Below are 22300 nucleotides of genomic sequence, written 5' to 3' on the forward strand. Positions count from 1 at the left end.
TTGTTCAGACGCGGGCTCGAATCACAGATCTTTCGAGCGGCCCAGTTCGTTGTCGATGAAGCTGAGGATTTCCTCGGTACTCGCCGATTCGAGCATGCCGGCGACAGCGATTTCACTAGTTTCCGTACCGCTCTCGCTCACCTTCACCAGCAGGTGCCGCAACCGGGTCGAGATACCGTTCCGGGCGAGATCGTCGAGTGTGTAGCCGGAAAGAGAGGTCTCGAACCGGTCGAGATCGGCCAGCAACGACAGCTCTACCGCGGTGTTCGTTCCGGGCGCGATTTCCGCCAAAAGGTGTTCGGCGAGGCTCACGGGGGTGGGGCAATCGAAGATGAGGGTGGCGGGCAGCCGCAGTCCGGTAGCGGCGTTGAGGCGGTTGCGCAGCTCCACCGCGGTGAGGGAGTCGAAGCCCAGCTCACGGAACTCCCGCCGCGCCTGGACGGTCTCCGCCGACTCGTGCCCCAGCACCGCCGCCGCCTGCGCCCGCACCAACTCCACCACCAGCCGAACCTGCTCGGCCTCACCCAACCCCGCCAACCGCCGCAACAGCTCCGAATCCTTACCCGCGAGGACGGAAACCGCCGACCGACGGCCCGCACGAACCAGACCACGCATCAGATGCGGCACCTCTGGGAACGTGCGCAGCACCGAGAGATCCAGTCGCACCGCCACCACCGCCGTCCGACCCGACGCGGTGGCCGCCTCGAACGCCGCGAGTCCCTGCTCGGCCGAGAGCGCCGGCATCCCCGCCCGCGCCATCCTGCGCAGGTCGACCGCGCCCAGCGTGCCGGTCATCCCGGTCTCCTGCTCCCACAGGCCCCACGCCAGCGACAACCCCGCCAGCCCCTCGGCCCGACGCGCCTGGGCCAGCGCGTCGAGGAACGCGTTCGCCGCCGCGTAGTTACCCTGACCCGCGTTGCCCATCACTCCGGCGAACGAAGAGAACATCACAAATCCGGCCAGGTCCAGGCCCTGGGTGAACTCGTGTAGATACCAGGCGGCGTCGACCTTGGGCCGCAGCACCGCATCCAGACCCTCCGAAGTGAGCGACGGAATCGTCCCGTCATCCAGCACACCGGCGGTGTGAATCACCGCGGTCAGCGGATGATCGGCATCCACCCCGGCCAGCAGGGCCGCCACCGCGTCCCGATCGGCCATGTCGCACGCCGCGACCGTGACCTCGACACCGTGCGCGATCAACTCCGCCTGCAACTCCACCGCACCCGGAGCGTCCAACCCCCGACGGCTGGTCAGCAGCAGATGACGCACCCCACGCTCGGCCACCACATGCCGGGCGAACAACGCACCCAGACCACCGGTACCACCGGTGACCAGGACGGTTCCCTCCGGATCCCAGACCCGGCCCACCTCGTCGCCAACGTCAGATCCTGGCGCCACCCGCGCCAGGCGCGGAACCCGCACCTCACCCTCGCGCACCGCCACCTGCGGCTCACCCGAGGCCAACACCCCGGGCAGTGCATCGAGCAGGACCGACAGCGAGGACTCCTGATCATCCACGTCGACCAGCGAGAACCGGCCCGGGTTCTCCGACTGAGCACTGCGGACAAGGCCCCACACCCCAGCGGCCGAGAGATCGGCCACCACTTCGCCATCGTCGGTCGCGACCGCGCCCCTGGTGACGAAAACCAGGCGCGAGTCGGCGTACCGGTCCTCGGCCAGCCACCGCTGCAGCAGGTCCAGAACATGGGCGGTCAGTGCATGCGCCGACTCCACCACCCCTGCCGCCGGGTCGGAGGCCACTTCCATCAGCACCACACTCGGCACCGGGCCCGCCTGGGCCAGCGCGGGCAGATCCGCATGCACCGGCACCACGTCCCCGACCGCCCGCAAGGCGGGGGCAAGACCCAGGACGTCCAAGCCGAGCACCGCCACCGGTATCGACACCGGCACCTCGTCGGTCTGCGACAGGCCGCTCGCGGCAGGCCACTCCACCCGGAACAGCGCGTCCTGCCTGACTCCGCGAGGGTCGGAGCCGGCCAAGTGCTCGGCGGCCATCGGCCGGAGTACCACCGACCGAGCCGACAGCACCGGCGCTCCGGTCGCATCCATCGCGTTCAGCGAGACCGCATCGCCGCCCGTCCTGGCCAGCCGCACCCGCAGCACCGAGGCACCGGCCGCGTGCAGGCACACCCCACCCCATGACAACGGCAGGCGGCCACCCGCGACATCATCCAACCCCGCGAACGGCACAATATGCAGCGACGCGTCCAGCAGCGCCGGATGCAACCCGAACGAATCCGCATCACCGGCCTGCTCAGGCAATCTCACCTCGGCGAACAGCTCGTCATCGCGTCGCCAGGCCGCCCGCAGCCCCTGGAACACCGGGCCATAGCCCAAGCCCTCCCCCGCCAGCTCTTCATACAGCCCCGCCAGCTCGATCACAGCCGCGTCGGCCGGCGGCCACACCGCCACATCGAACGGCTCGGCAGGCGAAGCATCCGTGGCAAGCGTGCCAGTGGCGTGCCGCACCCACGGCACCTCCTCGGCCGCGTCCGCCGACCGCGAGTACACACTCACCGACCGGCTGCCCGACTCCTCCGCAGCCCCCACCCACACCTGCACCGCCACCGCGTCGTCCTCGCCCAGCACCAGCGGCGCGGTCAGCGTCAACTCCTCGACCACCTCGCAGCCGACCTGGTCACCGGCCCGCACCGCCAGCTCCACGAACGCGGTGCCCGGTACCACCACTGAGCCCGCCACCATGTAGTCGGCCAGCCACGGCTGCGCACTCACCGACAACCGCCCGGTCAGCACCACCCCGTCCGAGTCGGCCCGAGGCATCACCGCACCCAGCAACGGATGATCCGTAGCGGCCAGGCCCAGCACGCGGGCATCACCGCTCTGCTTGGCGTTCGGCCAGAACCGCTGGTGCTGGAAGGCGTAGGTGGGCAGATCCACCCGCCGACCACCGGGCAGCACCTGCTGCCAGTCCACCTTCACGCCCCGGACGAACAGCTCCGCGGCCGACGTCAGCACCCGGTCCAAGCCGCCGTCCTCGCGGCGCAACGTCCCGGCGATCACGGTGACGCTGTCGGTCTCGTCCACACACTCGCCGATACCGACCGTCAGCACCGGATGCGGACTCACCTCCACGAACACCCGATACCGCTGCTCCAGCAACTCTCCTATCGCCGGAGCGAAGCCCACCGTGCGCCGCAGATTCTCACACCAGTACCCGGCCTCCAGCTCCGGACCCTCCAGCCACTGACCGGTCACCGTCGACAGCATCGGCACCCGCACCGACTGCGGCACCACCCCCGCCAGAACCTGCGCCAGCTCCTCGCCGATCAAATCGACCTGCGCCGAATGCGAGGCGTAATCCACCGCGATCCGCCGCACCCGCACATCCTCAGCAGCCAACCGCTCGACCAGCCCTTCGACCGCCGCGACCTCACCGGCCACCACCACCGAGTTCGGACCGTTCACCGCCGCCACCGAGATCCGCCCGTCCCACGCCGCCACCCGCTCCGCGACCTGCTCGACCGGCAGCGCGACCGACGCCATCGCCCCCAACCCCGCCAACCGCTCACCGATCAAACGACTACGCAACGCCACCACCCGCGCGCCGTCGGACAACGACAACCCACCCGCCACCACCGCCGCCGCGATCTCACCCTGCGAATGACCCACCACCGCATCCGCACGAACCCCCAACGACTCCCACACCGCCGCCAACGACACCATCACCGCAAACGACACCGGCTGCACCACATCCACCCGATCCAGCGACGGAGCCCCCTCCACCTGCCGCACCACATCCAGCAACGACCACTCCACGAACGGCTCCAACGCCGCCGCACACTCGGCCATCCGAGCCGCGAACACCCCCGACTCCTCCAACAACCGCGCACCCATGCCCACCCACTGCGCCCCCTGACCCGGGAACACCCACACCGACTTCCCAACCACATCGGCCACACCGGACACCACACCCGCCGTGGGCTCACCGGAAGCCACCGCACCCAACCCCGCCAGCAGACCCTTGCGATCCTCACCCACCACCACCGCACGGTGCTCGAACACCGACCGCGACCCCACCAGCGACGACCCCACATCCACCGGGTCAAGCTCACCGGCCGCCCGCACGTGCGTCAGCAATCGCCCGGCCTGCGCCCGCAGTGCCTCCTCGGTCTTCGCCGACACCACCCACGGCACCACGCCCGCTGCCGGAGCTCGATCCTTGCCACGCGACTCCGTTTCAGGAGCCTCCGGCCCCTGCTCCAAGATCACGTGCGCGTTGGTGCCGCTGATCCCGAACGACGACACACCAGCCCGACGCGGACGACCCGTCTGCGGCCACTCCACCTGCTCGGTCAGCAGCTCCACCGCGCCCGCCGACCAGTCCACATGCGACGACGGCTCGTCCACGTGCAACGTCCGAGGCAGCACCCCATGACGCAGAGCCATCACCATCTTGATCACACCGGCCACACCCGCAGCCGCCTGCGTGTGACCGAGGTTCGACTTGATCGACCCCAGCAGCAGCGGCCGGTCCTCGTCCCGATCCTGACCATAGGTCGCCAGCAACGCCTGCGCCTCGATCGGGTCGCCCAGCGTCGTCCCCGTACCGTGGCCCTCGACCGCGTCCACCTCGGACACCGAGAGCCCGGCCCCGGCCAACGCCTGACGGATCACCCGCTGCTGGGAGGGACCGTTCGGCGCCGTCAACCCGTTCGACGCACCGTCCTGGTTCACCGCAGAACCACGCACCACCGCGAGCACCCGGTGGCCGTTGCGGCGCGCGTCCGACAGCCGCTCCAGCACCAGCATGCCCACACCCTCGGAGTAGTTGGTGCCGTCCGCGGTGTCGGCGAAGGACTTGCACCGCCCATCTCCTGCCAGTCCACCCTGCGCACTGAAGCCGATGAACACCGCAGGGGTGGCCATCACCGTCACACCACCGGCAAGCGCCAGGTCGCAGTCACCCGAGCGCAGCGCCTGCGCCGCCATGTGCATCGCCACCAGCGACGACGAACACGCCGTGTCCACCGTCACCGCCGGACCCTCCAGGCCCAGCGCGTACGAGATCCGGCCGGTCGCGACGCTGCCCGCCGTACCGGTACTGATGAAGCCCATCGCCTCCGGCGGGAGTGCGGCGCTCATCCCGTAGTCGTGATACATCACCCCGGCGAACACGCCGGTACGGCTGCCGCGCAACGAGGTCGGGTCCACGCCCGTCCGCTCGATCGCCTCCCACGACGTCTCCAGCAACAACCGCTGCTGCGGGTCCATCGCGAGCGCCTCACGCGGCGAGATCCCGAAGAACCCCGGATCGAACTGCGTGGCACTCTCCAGGAAGCCACCCTCGCGCACATAGTCCGAGCTGTACGAGGTCCCCAGATCCCAGCCTCGCGTGGTCGGAAACTCGGAGATCCCGTCCCCGCCCTCGGCCACCAGCCGCCACAGATCCTCCGGAGAGGCGACCTCACCCGGGAAACGGCACGCCATGCCCACGATCACGACCGGATCGTTCGTTACCGGCACCAGCATCGCGGGAACCGTCACATCGGCGTCCTCGCCGAACAGTTCGGCCAGCAGGAAGTCCGCCAGTACGGTCGGTGTCGGGTAGTCGAACACCAGCGTGGACGGCAACCGCAAACCCGTCGCGGCGTTCAGCCGGTTGCGCAACTCGACCGCGGTAAGGGAGTCGAAGCCCAGCTCGCGGAACTCCCGACGCACCTCCACCATGTCGGACGAAGCATGACCCAGCACCATCGCCGCCTCGACACGCACCAGGTCCACCAGAACCTCGGCCCGCTCGGCCGCCCCCAACGGAGCCAACCGCTGCAACAACGTCGCAGCCACCACCGAACCCGACGCCGCCAACCGCCGACCACCCCGCACCAAACCCCGCAACAACGCCGGCACCTCACCATAGGTGCGCATCGAAGGAAGATCCAGCCGAACCGGAACCAGCACCGCGTGCTTCAGCGCGGTAGCGGCCTCGAACAGCGCCATGCCCTGCTCCACCGAGAGCGGCGGCATACCCGTACGGGTGATCCGCTGCATATCGATATCGCCCAGCGTTCCGGTCAATCCGGTGTCCTGGGTCCAGGGCCCCCAGGCCAGCGACAACGCGGGCAGTCCCTCGGCCCGGCGGACCTGCGCCAAGGCGTCCAAGAACGTGTTCGCGGCCGCGTAGTTGCCCTGCCCGGCGGAGCCCATCACGCCCGACAGGGACGAGTAGATGATGAACGCCGCCAGATCCAGATCCCGGGTCAGCTCGTGCAGATGCCAGACCGCGTCGACCTTCGGCCGAAGGACCGTCTCCAGCCGCTCAGGCGTGAGCGACGGGATCGTGCCGTCGGCCAGCACACCGGCGGTGTGAATGACCGCGGTCAGCGGGTGCTCGTCGTCCACCTGCGCCAGCAGGGCCGCGACCTGGTCGCGGTCGGCCATGTCACAGGCCGCGACCGTGACCTCCACCCCATGCGCGATCAACTCGGCCCGCAACTCCACCGCACCCGGAGCAGCCAACCCCCGACGGCTGGTCAACACCAGATGACGCACCCCACGCTCGGCCACCACATGCCGAGCCAAACTCCCTCCCAGACCACCGGTACCACCAGTGATCAACACCGTCCCCTCCGGATCCCACGACCCACCCACCTCCTCCGCAGGCGCCACCCGCACCAAACGCGGCACCAACACCCCACCCTCACGCACCGCCACCTGCGGCTCACCCGAAACCAACACCCCCGCCAACACCGACGACGACAACCCACCATCACCATCACCATCGACATCGACCAGCACGAACCGGCCCGGATTCTCCCACTGCGCCGACCGCACCAACCCCCACACCGCCGCACCCGCCAAATCCCCGACCACATCACCATCCCGCGCCTCGACCGCACCCCGGGTCACGAACACCAACCGCGAGCCGACGAACCGCTCATCGGCCAACCACTCCTGCAGCAGTTCCAACACCTGCGCGACCACCGCGTGCGTCGACTCCACCACGTCCTCGGCAACGGCCGACCCCACCGAGACCATGACCACATCCGGCACCGACTCCAGCAGGGCCAGGTCAGAAAGGGCTTCTCCGGCGAGTTCGACCACGTCCGGTTCGGCGTCGGATACCGGCATCTGAGCCGAGGGCGTCCACTCCAGCCTGAACAACGCGTCCCGCTCCACCGCTGGGGTGCTACCGACGGCGACGAGCTGGTCGGCCGAGACCGGGCGCAGCACCAGGGAACGCGCCGACACCACCGGCTCCCCGGCGGAGTCCACCGCGCTCAGCGACACCGCGTCCTCGCCCACCTTGGCCAGTCGCACCCTCAGCAGAGTCGCCCCACTCGCGTGCAGGCACACCTCGTCCCAGGAGAACGGCAAGCGCGTACCCGCCGCGGCGTCCAGCCCGGCGAAGCTCACCGCGTGCAACGCCGCGTCCAGCAACGCCGGATGCACCCCGAACGAACCCGCGTCCGACTGCGCCTCCTCCGGCAGCGCCACCTCGGCGAACACCGCGCCATCGGCACCCCGCCAGGCCGCCCGCAATCCCTGGAACACCGGGCCATAGGCGAGCAGCCCTTCGGCCAGCTGGTCGTAGAGGCCGTCCAGCTCGATCGCGGTCGCGTCGGCCGGAGGCCACACCGCCGTGTCGAACGGCACCGCGGCCCGGCTCCCCATGGCGAGCGTGCCGGTGGCGTGCCGCACCCACGGCATCTCCTCGGTCGCGTCCGCCGAACGGGCGTAGATGCTCACGCTCCGCCGACCGGTCTCCTCCGGCGCACCCACCGCGATCTGCACCACGACCGCGTCGTCCTCACCCAGCACCAGCGGAGCGTCCAGGATCAACTCCTCGACCAGCTCGCAACCGACCTGGTCACCGGCACGCACCGCCAGCTCCACGAACCCGGTCCCTGGGAAGAACACCATCCCGGCCACCACGTGATCGGCCAGCCACGGATGCGACGAGAGCGACAACCGGCCCGTCAGCACCATCCCGTCAGAATCGGCCAGGCCCACCGCCGCACCCAGCAGCGGATGCCCCGTAGCGGCCAGGCCCAGCACGCGGGCATCACCGCTCTGCCTCTCGTTCGGCCAGAACCGCTGGTGCTGGAAGGCGTACGTCGGCAGGTCGATCCGTCGGCCACCGGTCAGCACCTGCTGCCAGTCGACCTTCACGCCCCGGACGAACAACTCCGCGGCCGAGACCAGCACCCGCTCCAGGCCACCCTCATCGCGGCGCAACGTCCCGGCGATCACCGTGACGGTGTCGGTCTCGTCCACACACTCGCCGACCCCGACCGTCAACACCGGATGCGGACTCACCTCCACAAACACCCGATACCGCTGCTCCAGCAACTGCCCGACCGCCGGAGCGAACGCCACCGTGCGCCGCAGATTCTCACACCAATACCCGGCCTCCAGCTCCGGACCCTCCAGCCACTGACCCGTCACCGTCGACAGCATCGGCACCCGCACCGACTGCGGCACCACCCCCGCCAGAACCTGCGCCAGCTCTTCGGAGATCAGATCGACCTGCGCCGAATGCGAGGCGTAATCCACCGCGATCCGCCGCACCCGCACCCCTTCTTCGGCAAACCGCTCGACCAGCCCTTCGACCGCCGCGACCTCACCGGCCACCACCACCGAGTTCGGACCGTTCACCGCCGCCACCGACACCCCCTCGACCAAAGCGGCCTCAACCCGCTCGACCGGCAGCGCCACCGACGCCATCGCTCCATCTCCAGCAAGCCGTTCACCGATCAAACGGCTGCGCAACGCCACCACCCGCGCGCCGTCGGACAACGACAGGCCACCCGCCACCACCGCCGCCGCGATCTCACCCTGCGAATGACCCACCACCGCATCCGCACGAACCCCCAACGACTCCCACACCGCCGCCAACGACACCATCACCGCAAACGACACCGGCTGCACCACATCCACCCGATCCAGCGACGGAGCCCCCTCCACCTGCCGCACCACATCCAGCAACGACCACTCCACAAACGGCTCCAACGCCGCCGCACACTCCGCCATCCGAGCCGCGAACACCGCCGACTCCTCCAACAACCGCGCCCCCATGCCCACCCACTGCGCCCCCTGACCCGGGAACACCCACACCGACTTCCCATCAACGTCCGCCACACCGGACACCACCCCAGGCACCGACTCACCCGACGCCACCCCACCCAACCCCGCCAGCAACCCCCCACGATCCCCGCCGACCACCACCGCACGATGCTCGAACACCGACCGCGACCCCACCAGCGAGAACGCCACATCGGTCAGACCCAGCTCACCGCGCGTGTCCATGAACGCCGCCAGACGACCCGCCTGCGCCCGCAGTGCCTCCTCGGTCTTGCCCGACACCACCCACGGCACCACACCCGCGGCCGAACCGGCATCACCGGTCTCCGGTTCCGCGACCTGCGGCCCCTGCTCCAAAATCATGTGTGCGTTGGTGCCGCTGATCCCGAACGACGACACACCCGCCCGACGCGGACGGCCCATGTCCGGCCAGTCCATCGTCTCGGTCAGCAGCTCCACCGCACCCGAGGCCCAGTCCACGTGCGAGGACGGCTCGTCCACGTGCAATGTCTTGGGCAGCACCCCGTGCTGAAGAGCCATGACCATCTTGATCACGCTCGCCACACCCGCCGCCGACTGCGCGTGACCGAGGTTCGACTTGATCGACCCCAGCAGGATCGGTCGCTCCTCCGGCCGGTCCTGACCATAGGTGGCCAGCAGCGCCTGCGCCTCGATCGGGTCACCCAGCGTCGTCCCCGTGCCATGCGCCTCGACCACGTCAACCTCGGAGGGAGACAGCCCTGCGACAGCCAGCGCCTGGCGGATCACCCGCCGCTGCGAAGGACCGTTCGGCGCGGTCAGACCGTTGGACGCGCCGTCCTGGTTGATCGCCGAACCCCGCACCACCGCCAGCACCTGGTGGCCGTTGCGCTGGGCGTCCGACAACCGCTCCAGCATCACCAGGCCGACGCCCTCGGACCATCCGATGCCGTCCGCCGAGTCGGAGAACGCCTTACACCGGGCATCCTGCGCCAGGCCGCCCTGCTCACCGAACTCCGCGAACGCCGCGAGAGTCGTCATCACCGTCACACCGCCGGCGAGGGCCAGTGAGCATTCCCCATTGCGCAACGCCTGTGCCGCCATGTGGATGGTCACCAGCGACGACGAGCACGCGGTGTCCACCGTCACCGCCGGCCCCTCCAGCCCGAAGGTGTAGGAGATCCGGCCGGAGGCCACGCTGCCCATCAGGCCGGTCATGATGTAACCGAGAGACTCCTCCCCCGGCGTGTAGCCCGAGCCTGAGGCACCGATGAACACGCCGGTCTCGCTGCCGCGCAACGAGTCCGGATCGATGCCCGCGCGTTCGAGGACCTCCCAGGCCGTCTCCAGCAGCAGTCGCTGCTGCGGGTCCATCGCGAGCGCCTCACGCGGCGAGATCCGGAAGAACTCCGCGTCGAACCCGGGCGCGTCGGAAACGAACCCGCCCTTCAGGCCCAGAGCGCTGTACCCTTCCCAGCCGCGGCCGGCCGGCAGCGGGGTCATCACGTCCTGCCCCTCGACGACCAGCCGCCACAGATCCTCCGGAGAGCTCACCTCTCCGGGGTAGCGGCAGGCCATCGAGACGATGACGATCGGGTCGTCTCCGACCGAGACCGTGGCCACCGGCAGGATGGCGTCGCCGTGCGCGCCGAGCACCTCGCTGAGCAGATGCTCGCCGAGCACGGCGGGGGTGGGGTAGTCGAAGACGAGGGTGGAGGGCAGCCGCAGCCCGGTGGCCACGTTGAGGCGGTTGCGCAACTCGATCGCGGTCAGCGAGTCGAAGCCCAGCTCACGGAACTCCCGCCGGACGTCCACCGCCGTGGAGTCCGAGTGTCCGAGGACTGCCGCGGCCTGACTGCGGACCAGATCGGTCATGAACCGGGTCCGGTCGGTCTGCGTCAGCCCGGCCAACTGCCGCACCAACGCTCCCTCATCGGCCGCACGCGCCACCGCCGCCGTACGGCGGGTGCCGCGCACCAGCCCGCGCAGCAGCGGAGGCACCAGCTGAGCGGGCATCGCCGGCAGGTTCAGCAGGACCGGGAGCACCAGCGGTGCGTCCGACCCCAGGGCCGCGTCCAACAGCGCCATACCCTGCTCGGTGGTGATCAGCGGCAGCCCGGCCGAGGTGATTCGCTGCACATCGGCCTGCGACATGGCCCCGGTCATCCCGGTGGCCTGCGCCCACAGTCCCCAGGCCAGCGACAACCCCGGCAGCTCCTGCGCCCGGCGCCGCGCCATCAACGCGTCCAGCCAGGCGTTCGCCGCCGCGTAGTTACCCTGACCCGCGTTGCCCATCACCCCTGCGAACGAGGAGAACACCACGAACCCGGCCAGATCCAGGTCCTGGGTGAGTTCGTGCAGGTGCCAGGCGGCGTCCACCTTCGGCCGCAGCACCGCATCCAGCCGCTCCGGCGTCAACGAGGTGATCGTGCCGTCGTCCAGCACACCGGCGGTGTGGATCACCGCGGTCAGCGGATGGTCGGCATCGACCTGCGCCAGCAGCGCCGCGACCGCGTCCCGGTCGGCTATGTCGCAGGCCGCGACAGTGACCTCGACCCCGTGCGCGATCAGCTCGCCCTGCAACTCGACCGCACCCGGAGCCTCCAGACCCCGGCGGCTGGCCAGCAGCAGATGCCGCACCCCCCGCTCGGCCACCAGGTGCCGGGCCACCTCCGCCCCCAGACCACCGGTGCCGCCGGTGATCAGCACCGTGCCCTCCGGGTCCCAGACCCGGGGCATGGTCAGCACGATCTTCCCGGTGTGCCTGGCCTGGCTCATGAACCGGAACGCCTCCCGGCCCCGCCGCACATCCCACGCCGTCACCGGCAACGGCCGCAACTCACCGGCCGCGAACAGCTTCACCAGCTCGTTCAACATCTGCCGCAACCGCTCCGGCCCGGCATCCGCCACGTCGAACCAGTGATACTCCAGCCCGGGGAAGCTCTCCTGGTCGCGGATGTCGAGCTTGCCCAACTCGATGAACCGGCCCCCGGGGCGCAGCAGCCGCGCCGAGGCGTCGATGAACTCACCCGTCAGCGAGTTGAGCACCACATCGATGCCCCGCTCACCGCAAACCTCCCGGAACCGCTCCTCGAACTCCACACTCCGCGAAGAGGCGATGTGATCGTCCGGGATGCCCATCGACCGCAGCACATCCCACTTCGCCGGACTCGCGGTCGCGAAGACTTCCACCCCCAGCCGCTGCGCCAACTGGATCGCCGCCATACCGGTCCCACCGGCGCCGGCATGGACCAGCAGCGACTCGCCTTCCCGCAAGCCGGCCAGTTCCATCAGCCCGTAGTAGGTGGTGAGGAACGCCACCGGGATCGTCGCGGCCTGCTCGAACGAGCAGTGATCGGGAATCTTCACCAAGATCACGGCTTCGGCGACGACCACCGGGCCGAACCCGCCATCGGCCAGACCCATCACCCGATCCCCCGGACGCAGATCCTCGACCCCGGGACCGACCTCCAGCACCACCCCGGCGACCTCGCTGCCCATCAGGCCGACCTTGTCCTGGAACCACCCCAGCGCGTTCAGACCGTCCAGCAGGTCACGGAAGTTCACCCCCGCCGCACGCACCGCCAGCCGAACCTGACCAGCCTCCAGCGGCTCGGCCGCCTGCGGGAACGGAAGCAACTCCAGCGCGTCCAGACTGCCCTTGGCCCGGCTGCCCAGCCGCCACGCCGTACCCGACGGAGGCAACAGACCCGCACCCGAGGTCAGCGACGCCAACCTCGGCACCCGCACCCCACCCTCGCGCACCGCCACCTGCGGCTCATCCAGCGCCGGCATCGCGAGCAGTACGTCGCGCAAAGTGGCGAGCGAGGAATCCTGATCATCCAGGTCGACCAGGACGAACCTGCCCGGATTCTCCGACTGCGCCGACCGCATCAGGCCCCACACCGCCGCGGCCGCCAGATCGGTGACCGCCTCGCTCTCGCTCACGGCCACGGCACCCCGCGTGACGAGCACCAGCCGCGAATCGGCACACCGCTCATCGGCCAGCCACCCCTGCAGCAGGCCCAGTACCCCAGCCGTCACCGCATGCGCCGAGATCGCCTCATCCTCGACCTGCCCGGCCCCGACCTCGGCCAGCACCACCTCTGGCACCGGCCCCGCCTCGGTCAGTGCCGACAGATCACGATGAACCGCGACCGGCTGGTCGGCCGACTTCCGCACTCCGGCAAAGCCCAGCGGGTCCGGCTCGAACCCCGCAAAGCCGACCACTGCCACCGGCACCGGATCGACCATGGGAAGCTCAGACAGCGGAGCCCAGTCCAACCGGAACAACCCGTTCCCCGCCGTCGCCTGCCCGCCATCCGCGGCGGCGAGTTGGTCGGGTGAGAACGGGCGCAGCACCAGCGACTTCGCCGACAGCACCGGCTCCCCGGCAACGTCCACCGCCTCCAGTGACACCGAGTCGGCAGCGGTCCGGCTCAGTCGCACGCGCAGCATCGCCGCGCCGGTAGCGTGCAGGCTCACCTCTCCCCAGGAGAACGGCAACCGCGTCCCCACCTCGTCGTCCAGCCCGGCGAACGTCGAGGCGTGCAAGGCCGCGTCCAGCAACGCCGGGTGCACTCCGAACGCATCCGCACCCGACAGCGCCTGCTCGGGTAAAGCAACCTCGGCGAATACCTCGCCCCTCTCGCCCCACCAGGCCGCCCGCAATCCCTGGAACACCGGGCCGTAGACGAGCGAGCCCTCGGCCAGTCGGTCATAGAGGCCGTCCAGCCCGATCGCGGTCGCGCCGACCGGCGGCCACACCGTCGTGTCGAACGGCACGACGGCCCGGCTACCCGTGGCGAGCGTGCCGGTGGCGTGCCGCACCCACGGCACGTCGTCGGTGGCCTGCGCCGACCGGGCGTAGATGTTCACACTCCGGTGACCTGACTCCTGCGCGGCGCCCACCCACACCTGCACCGCGACGGCGTCGGCCTCGCCCAGCACCAACGGCGCGACCAGGGTCAGCTCCTCCACCAGGTCACAACCGACCTGGTCACCGGCCCGCACCGCCAGCTCAAGGAACCCGGTACCAGGGAAGAACACCATCCCGGCCACCGCGTGATCGACCAGCCACGGATGCGACGAGAGCGACAACCGCCCGGTCAGCAACACCCCGTCCGAGTCGGCCAGACCGACCGCAGCACCCAGCAACGGGTGATCCGTCGCGGCCAGTCCCGCCGCGGCCACATTCCCAGCCCCGGCTCCCGTTCCCTCGGGCCAGAAGCCCTGATGCTGAAAAGCGTAGGTGGGCAGATCCACCCGTCGGCCACCGGTCAGCACCTGCTGCCAGTCGACCTTCACGCCGCGCACGAACAACTCCGCGGCCGAGACCAGCACCCGATCCAGGCCACCCTCATCGCGGCGCAGCGTCCCGGCGATCACCGTGGTGGCGTCGGTCTCGTCCACACACTCGCCGATACCGACCGTCAGCACCGGATGCGGACTCACCTCCACGAACACCCGATACCGCTGCTCCAGCAACTCTCCGATCGCCGGAGCGAAGCCCACCGTGCGCCGCAGATTCTCACACCAATACCCGGCCTCCAGCTCCGGCCCTTCCAGCCACTGACCCGTCGCCGTCGACAGCATCGGCACCCGCACCGCACCCGGGCTCACCCCCGCCAGAACCTGCGCCAGCTCTTCGGAGATCAGATCGACCTGCGCCGAATGCGAGGCATAGTCCACCGCGATCCGCCGCACCCGCACATCCTCAGCAGCCAACCGCTCGACCAGCTCCTCGACGGCTTGAACCTCACCGGCCACCACCACCGAGTTCGGACCGTTCACCGCCGCCACCGAGATCCGCCCGTCCCACGCCGCCACCCGTTCCGCGACCTGCTCGACCGGCAGCGCGACTGACGCCATCGCCCCCAACCCCGCCAACCGCTCACCGATCAAACGGCTGCGCAACGCCACCACCCGCGCGCCGTCGGACAACGACAACCCACCCGCCACCACCGCCGCCGCGATCTCACCCTGCGAATGACCCACCACCGCATCCGCACGAACCCCCAACGACTCCCACACCGCCGCCAACGACACCATCACCGCAAACGACACCGGCTGCACCACATCCACCCGATCCAGCGACGGAGCCCCCTCCACCTGCCGCACCACATCCAGCAACGACCACTCCACGAACGGCTCCAACGCCGCCGCACACTCGGCCATCCGAGCCGCGAACACCCCCGACTCCTCCAACAACCGCGCACCCATGCCCACCCACTGCGCCCCCTGACCCGGGAACACCCACACCGACTTCCCAACCACATCGGCCACACCGGACACCACACCCGCCGTGGGCTCACCGGAAGCCACCGCGCCCAACCCCGCCAGCAGACCCTTGCGATCCTCACCCACCACCACCGCACGGTGCTCGAACACCGACCGCGACACCACCAGCGAGAACGCCGTATCCACCAGCGCCACCTCACGATGGCCCTCCACATGCGAGACCAGTCGCTCGGCCTGGGCCCGCAACGCCTCGCCCGTACGACCCGACACCAGCAGCGGAACCACGTCGGCGGCCGGCGTCCGTACCTGCGGAGCGCCTTCTCCCTCCGGCGTTTCCGGCCCTTGTTCGAGAATCACGTGCGCGTTGGTACCGCTGACCCCGAACGACGACACACCCGCCCGACGCGGACGACCCGTCTTCGGCCACTCGGCCGACTCGGTCAGCAGTTCCACCGCGCCCGCCGACCAGTCCACGTGCGACGACGGCGCGTCCACGTGCAGCGTCTTGGGCAGGACCCCATGCCGCATCGCGAGCACCATCTTGATCACACCGGCCACGCCCGCGGCGGCCTGGGTGTGACCCAGGTTCGACTTGATCCCCCCCAGCAGCAGCGGACGACCCTCGTCCCGATCCTGGCCGTACGTCGCGAGCAGCGCCTGTGCCTCGATCGGGTCACCCAGAACCGTGCCGGTGCCGTGCGCCTCGACCGCGTCCACCTCGGACACCGAGAGCCCGGCCCCGGCCAACGCCTGACGGATCACCCGTCGCTGCGAGGGACCGTTCGGCGCCGTCAACCCGTTCGACGCACCGTCCTGGTTCACCGCGGAACCCCGCACCACCGCGAGCACCCGGTGGCCGTTGCGGCGCGCGTCCGACAACCGCTCCAGCACCAGCATGCCCACACCCTCGGACCAGCTGGTGCCGTCCGCACTGTCGGAGAACGCCTTGCACCGACCATCGGGCGCCATCCCGCCCTGCGCGCTGAAGCCGACGAAGACCATCGGCGACGTCATCACCGTGATACCGCCGGCCAGCGCGAGCGAGCACTCCCCCGACCGCAGCGCCTGTACCGCAAGGTGCAATGTCACCAGCGACGAGGAGCACGCGGTGTCCACCGTCACCGCCGGGCCCTCCAGGCCCAGGGTGTAGGACAGGCGGCCCGACAGCACGCTGGCTCCCAGACCGGTGACGCCATGGCCCTGAAGATCCACCCGAGTGCTCATGATCAGGTTCATGTAGTCCTGGCCGTTGGTGCCCACGAACACCCCGGTGGAACTGCCCTTCAGCGAGGCCGGGTCGATCCCGGCCCGCTCGACCGCCTCCCACGTCGTCTCCAGCAGCAGCCGCTGCTGCGGGTCCATCGCGAGAGCCTCACGCGGCGAGATCCCGAAGAACCCCGCGTCGAACCCCGCCACATCCGACAGGAACCCACCCTGGACCTCGCCACCACCCCCGCCGTCGGATCCCAGCCCCGACGACATCCCCAGATCCCAGCCCCGATCGGCCGGGACCGGCGAGATCGCGTCCTCGCCCTCGGACAGCAACCGCCACAAATCTTCAGGAGAGGCGACTCCACCTGGAAAGCGGCATGACATCGACACGATGGCGATCGGCTCACGCTTGCCCGACTCCACCTCTTCGAGCCGTCGGCGGGTCTCGTGCAGATCGGTGGCGACCGACTTCAGGTAGTCAACGAGCTTCAGGTCTTCCGACATGGGAGAAGCCCTCCAGGCTATTCGCGTATGAGCCGGGACATCACAGGTCCTTGAGGCGACCCAGTTCGTTTTCGATGAAACCGAGGATGTCCTTGGTACTCGCCGAGTTGAGCACGTCGGCGACAGCGATTTCACTAGTTTCCGTGCTGCTCTCGCTCATCTTCGCCAGCAGCTGCCGCAGCCGGGTGACGATGCCGTTCCTGGCGAGATCGTCGAGCGCGGTATCGGAAAGCGCGGTCTCGAACCGGTTGAGATCAGCCAGCAATGACAACTCCGTGGCCTTGTTCGCTCCGGGCGCGATCTCCTCCAGGAGGTGTTCGGCGAGGCTGGCCGGGGTCGGGTAGTCGAAAATGAGAGTGGCGGGTAGCCGCAACCCGGTGGCCGCATTGAGCCGGTTGCGCAGTTCCACGGTGGTGAGGGAGTCGAAGCCCAGCTCGCGGAACTCTCGTCCGGGCTGGATCGCGTCCACCGACTCGTGTCCCAGCACCACCGCCGCCTGCGTGCAGACCAGGTCCATCATGAGCCGGACCTGCTCGGTGTGCTCCAGGCCGGCGAGCCGCTTCACCAGCTCCGCTTCCCCGCCCGCGAGGACCGAGACCGCCGAGCGGCGGCCCGCGCGGACCAGGCCCCGCATCAGATGCGGCACCTCGCCCACCGCCCGCAGCACCGACAGCTCCAGCCGCACCGGCGCCACCACCGCCCGGCCCGACCCGACCGCGGCCTCGAACGCCGCGAGGCCCTGCTCGGCCGACAACGCCGGCACACCCGTCCGGTTGATCCGCCGCATCTCGATCTCACCCAGCGTGCCGGTCATCCCCGCGTCCTGAGCCCAGGCACCCCACGCCAGCGACAACCCCGCCAGTCCTTCGGCCCGGCGCACCTGAGCCAGCGTGTCCAAGAACACGTTCGCCGCCGCGTAGTTGCCCTGACCAGGCGCTCCCAGCACTCCGGCGAACGAGGAGAACACCACGAACGCCGCCAGGTCCAGGCCCTGGGTCAGCTCGTGCAGATGCCAGGCCGCGTCCACCTTCGGCCGCAACACCGCCCCCAGCCCCTCGGCCGTCAGCGACGGAATCGTGCCATCGGCCAGCACACCGGCGGTGTGGATCACCGCGGTCAGCGGATGGCCGTCGTCCACCTGCGCCAGCAGGGCCGCCACCGCGTCCCGGTCGGCCATGTCGCACGCCGCGACCGTGACCTCGACGCCGTGCGCGATCAACTCGGCCTGCAACTCCACCGCACCCGGAGCGTCCAGGCCCCGGCGGCTGGTCAGCAGCAGATGCCGTACGCCACGCTCGGCCACCACATGCCGGGCGAACAGCGCCCCCAGACCACCGGTACCACCGGTGACCAGGACGGTTCCCTCCGGGTTCCAGACCCGGCCGCCATCCTCACCGGAGTCGTCACCGAACGCCTCTGCCACGACATCCCCGGGCAGTACCCGTGCCAGGCGCGGAACCCGTACCTCGCCCCCGCGCACCGCCATCTGCGGCTCTTCGGACGCAGCCATCTCCGGCAGCCCTGACAGCGGGGATTCCTCATCCACGTCGACCAACAGGAACCGGCCCGGGTTCTCCGACTGCGCACTACGCACCAGACCCCACACCGCCGAGGCCGCCGGATCGGTGACCACCCCGCCATCGCCCGCCACGACCGCGCCCCGGGTCAGGAACACCAGCCGCGACTCGGCGAACCGGTCATCGGCCAGCCAACCCTGCAGCAGATCCAGAACGTGGGCGGTCAGCGCATGCGCCGACTCCACCACCCCGGCCGCCGACTCGGACACCACCTCCGCGAACACCACCGCCGGGACCGGACCCGCCTCGGCCAGCGACGGCAACTCCGCATGCACCGCCACCGCATCCCCGGCCTCGCGCAACGCCGGAGCCACACCCAGCGCATCCACGCCGAGCAGCGCCACCGACGGCACCCGACCGGCCTCCGGCACAGCCCTCGCGGGCGTCCACTCCATCCCGAACAACGACTCCCAGCCCGCCCCGACACCGTCGGAAACCCTCAGCCGCTCAACCTCGACCGGCCGCAACACCACGTTGCGCGCCGACACCACCGGCCCCCCAGCGGCATCCACCGCGCTCAGCGACACCGCATCCGAGCCCGTCCTGATCAGTTGCACCCGCAGCACCGACGCCCCGCCGGCGTGCAGACACACCTGCTCCCACGAGGACGGCAACCGGCCACCCTCCACCGGCTCCAGCCCGGCGAAGCTCACCGCGTGCAGCGCCGCCTCCAGCAGCGCCGGATGCACCCCGAACGAACCCGCACTCGACTGCGCCTGCTCCGGCAACGCCACCTCGGCGAACACCTCACCGTCAGTGCCGCGCCAGGCCGCCCGCAGCCCCTGGAAGGTCGGACCATAGGCGAAGCCGTCCTCGGCCAGCTCCTCATACAGCCCGTCCACCTCGATCGCGGTCGCACCCTGCGGGGGCCAGACGGACGCGTCGAACGGCGCGACCTCCGCCACTTCGGTCGCGAGCGTTCCGGTCGCGTACCGCACCCACGCCACCTCCTCGGCTGCCTCCGCCGAACGGGCATACACACTCACGCTCCGACGGCCCGACTCCTGCGGAGCCCCCACCGACACCTGCAGCGCGACCGTGTCCCGCTCACCCAGCACCAGCGGCGTGATCAGGGTCAGCTCCTCGACCACCTCGCAGCCGACCTGGTCACCGGCCCGCACCGCCAGCTCCACGAACGCCGAACCCGGCACCACCACCGAACCCGCCACCACGTGGTCGGCCAGCCACGGATGCGACAAGAGCGACAACCGACCCGTCAGCACCACCCCATCGGAATCGGCCAGCCCGACCGCGGCGCCCAACAGCGGATGATCCGCCGCCGCCAACCCCGCCGCCGCCACATTCCCCGCACCGGAACCGGCCCCCTCGGGCCAGAACCGCTGGTGCTCGAAGGGATAGGTCGGCAGGTCGACCCGGCGCCCGCGCGGGAGCACCGAGCGCCAGTCCACCGGCACCCCGTGCACATGCAACTCGGCCAGCGCCGCCATGGACGCCGCGTGCTCATCCCGGCCCTTACGCAACACCGGCACCAACACCGTGGGCAACTCGTGCACAGGTGCATCAGGGTCCGCCGTCAGCGTGTCCTGGGCCATCGCGGTGAGCACCCCGTCGGGGCCCAGCTCCAGGTAGGCCCGCACGCCCTGCGCCTGCAACGTACGGATGCCGTCGGCGAAGCGGACCGCGCCGCGGACCTGGTCCACCCAGTAGTCCGGCGAGCACAACTGCTCGGCCGTGGCCTGCTCCCCGGTCAGCGTCGACACGATCGGAGTCCTCGGCGCCCCGTAGGTGAGCCTGCTCGCCAGGGTGCGGAAGTCCTCCAGCATCGGGTCCATCAGCGGCGAGTGGAAGGCGTGCGACACCCGCAACCGCTTCGTCCTGATCCCCCGTTCCCGCAGGGCGGTGGTCACCTCCAGCACCGCCTCCTCGGTGCCGGCGATCACCACCGAGGTGGGGCCGTTCACCGCCGCGACCGAGACCTCCTTCTCCCGCCCGGCCAGCAGCTCGGCGACCGCCTCCTCGGAGGTCTGCACCGCCACCATCGCCCCACCGGCAGGAAGCGCCTGCATCAACCGCGCCCGGCCCGCCACCAGCGCGCATGCGTCGGCGAGCGACAGCACACCGGCCACATGAGCAGCGGTGATCTCCCCGATCGAATGACCGGCCAGCACATCCGGCCGCACCCCCCACGAGGAGACCAGCCGGAACAGCGCCGTCTCCACCGCGAACAGCGCCGGCTGCGCCCACCCGGTCTGGTCGAGCGCCTCCGCCTCCGCCGAACCCGGCTCGGCGAACAACACCTCACGCAACGACCCCTCAAGCAGCGGATCCAGCTCCGCGATCACCTCGTCCAACGCCGTCGCGAACACCGGGAAACGGTCATACAACTCCCGGCCCATCCCCGCCCGCTGGCTACCCTGACCGGTGAACAACACCGCCAGCTGCGGCTCGCCCGCGGCCACCCCGCGCACCACGCCCGCACCCGCACGGTCCTCGGCCAGGCCGGCCAGCCCAGCCAGCACACCCTCACGACCCTCGGCCAGCACCACCGCCCGATGCTCGAACGCCGACCGCGTCGTCGCCAGCGAGAACGCCGCATCGGCCAGCCCCGGACCAGACTCACCCTCCAAGACCGACACCAGCCGCCCAGCCTGCGCCCGCAACGCCTCACCCGTCTTCGCCGACACCAACACCGGCACCACACCCACAGCCGGCACCCGGTCCTGCGAACTGTCCTCTCCCACTGGCGCTTCCGGCCCCTGTTCGAGGATCACGTGCGCGTTCGTGCCGCTGATCCCGAACGACGACACACCCGCCCGACGCGGACGACCCGTCCGCGGCCACTCCGTCGCCTCGGTCAGCAGCTCCACCACGCCCGCCGACCAGTCCACGTGCGACGACGGCTCGTCCACGTGCAGCGTCTTGGGCAGCACCCCGTGCCGCATCGCGAGCACCATCTTGATCACACCGGCTACGCCCGCGGCGGCCTGGGTGTGACCCAGGTTCGACTTGATCGCGCCCAGCAGCAGCGGACGATCCTCGTCCCGGTTCTGCCCATAGGTTGCCAACAGGGCCTGGGCCTCGATCGGGTCACCCAGCTTGGTACCCGTACCGTGCGCCTCAACCGCGTCCACCTCGGCGGCGGTCAGCCCCGCACCGGCCAGCGCCTGACGAATCACCCGCTGCTGCGAGGGACCGTTCGGCGCCGTCAACCCGTTCGACGCACCATCCTGGTTCACCGCGGAACCCCGCACCACCGCGAGCACCTCGTGACCGTTGCGGCGGGCATCCGACAACCGCTCCAGCACCAGCATGCCCACACCCTCGGACCAGCCGGTGCCGTCCGCGCTGTCGGAGAACGCCTTGGACCGCCCGTCGGCTGCTATCCCGCCCTGCGCGTTGAAGCCGATGAACCCCAACGGTGACGCCATCACCGTCGTACCGCCGGCCAGCGCGAGCGAGCATTCCCCCTGCCGCAGCGCCTGCGCCGCCAGGTGCAGCGCCACCAGCGACGACGAACACGCGGTGTCCACGGTCATCGCCGGGCCCTCCAGGCCCAGCATGTAGGACAGGCGGCCCGACAGCACGCTGGCCGAGAGGCCGGTGACGCCATGGCCTTGCACATCCGTCTGCGTACTTATGATCAGGCTCGTGTAGTCCTGGCTGTTGCTTCCCACGAAGACGCCGGTGGAACTGCCCTTCAGTGAGAGCGGGTCGATCCCGGCCCGCTCGACCGCCTCCCACACCCCCTCCAGCAGCAGTCGCTG

Annotated in this window: 2 protein-coding genes; both read right to left on the reverse strand. The window is 70.1% G+C overall.

Annotation, left to right across the window (positions count from 1 at the left end; all coding sequences use genetic code 11):
* Nucleotides 1–21 precede the first annotated feature (21 nt).
* Nucleotides 22–16998 (reverse strand): SDR family NAD(P)-dependent oxidoreductase, encoded by a 16977-nt coding sequence (locus tag ACIBH4_RS37145; protein ID WP_399173717.1) that lies wholly within the window; start codon nucleotides 16996–16998, stop codon nucleotides 22–24.
* 40 nt (nucleotides 16999–17038) lie between these two features.
* The gene (locus ACIBH4_RS37150) at nucleotides 17039–22294 is read right to left on the reverse strand and encodes an SDR family NAD(P)-dependent oxidoreductase (protein ID WP_399173719.1); all 5256 of its coding nucleotides are present in this window, start codon (nucleotides 22292–22294) and stop codon (nucleotides 17039–17041) included.
* Nucleotides 22295–22300: the final 6 nt, after the last annotated feature.

Origin of the sequence: Streptosporangium sp. NPDC050284, from assembly GCF_044459525.1 — a bacterium.
Taxonomy (GTDB): domain Bacteria; phylum Actinomycetota; class Actinomycetes; order Streptosporangiales; family Streptosporangiaceae; genus Streptosporangium.

What these genes read in the sequence shown, in the direction of transcription:
- ACIBH4_RS37145 (WP_399173717.1), bottom strand. Translation starts at nt 16,998, where the DNA reads ATGTCGGAAGACCTGAAGCTCGTTGACTACCTGAAGTCGGTCGCCACC.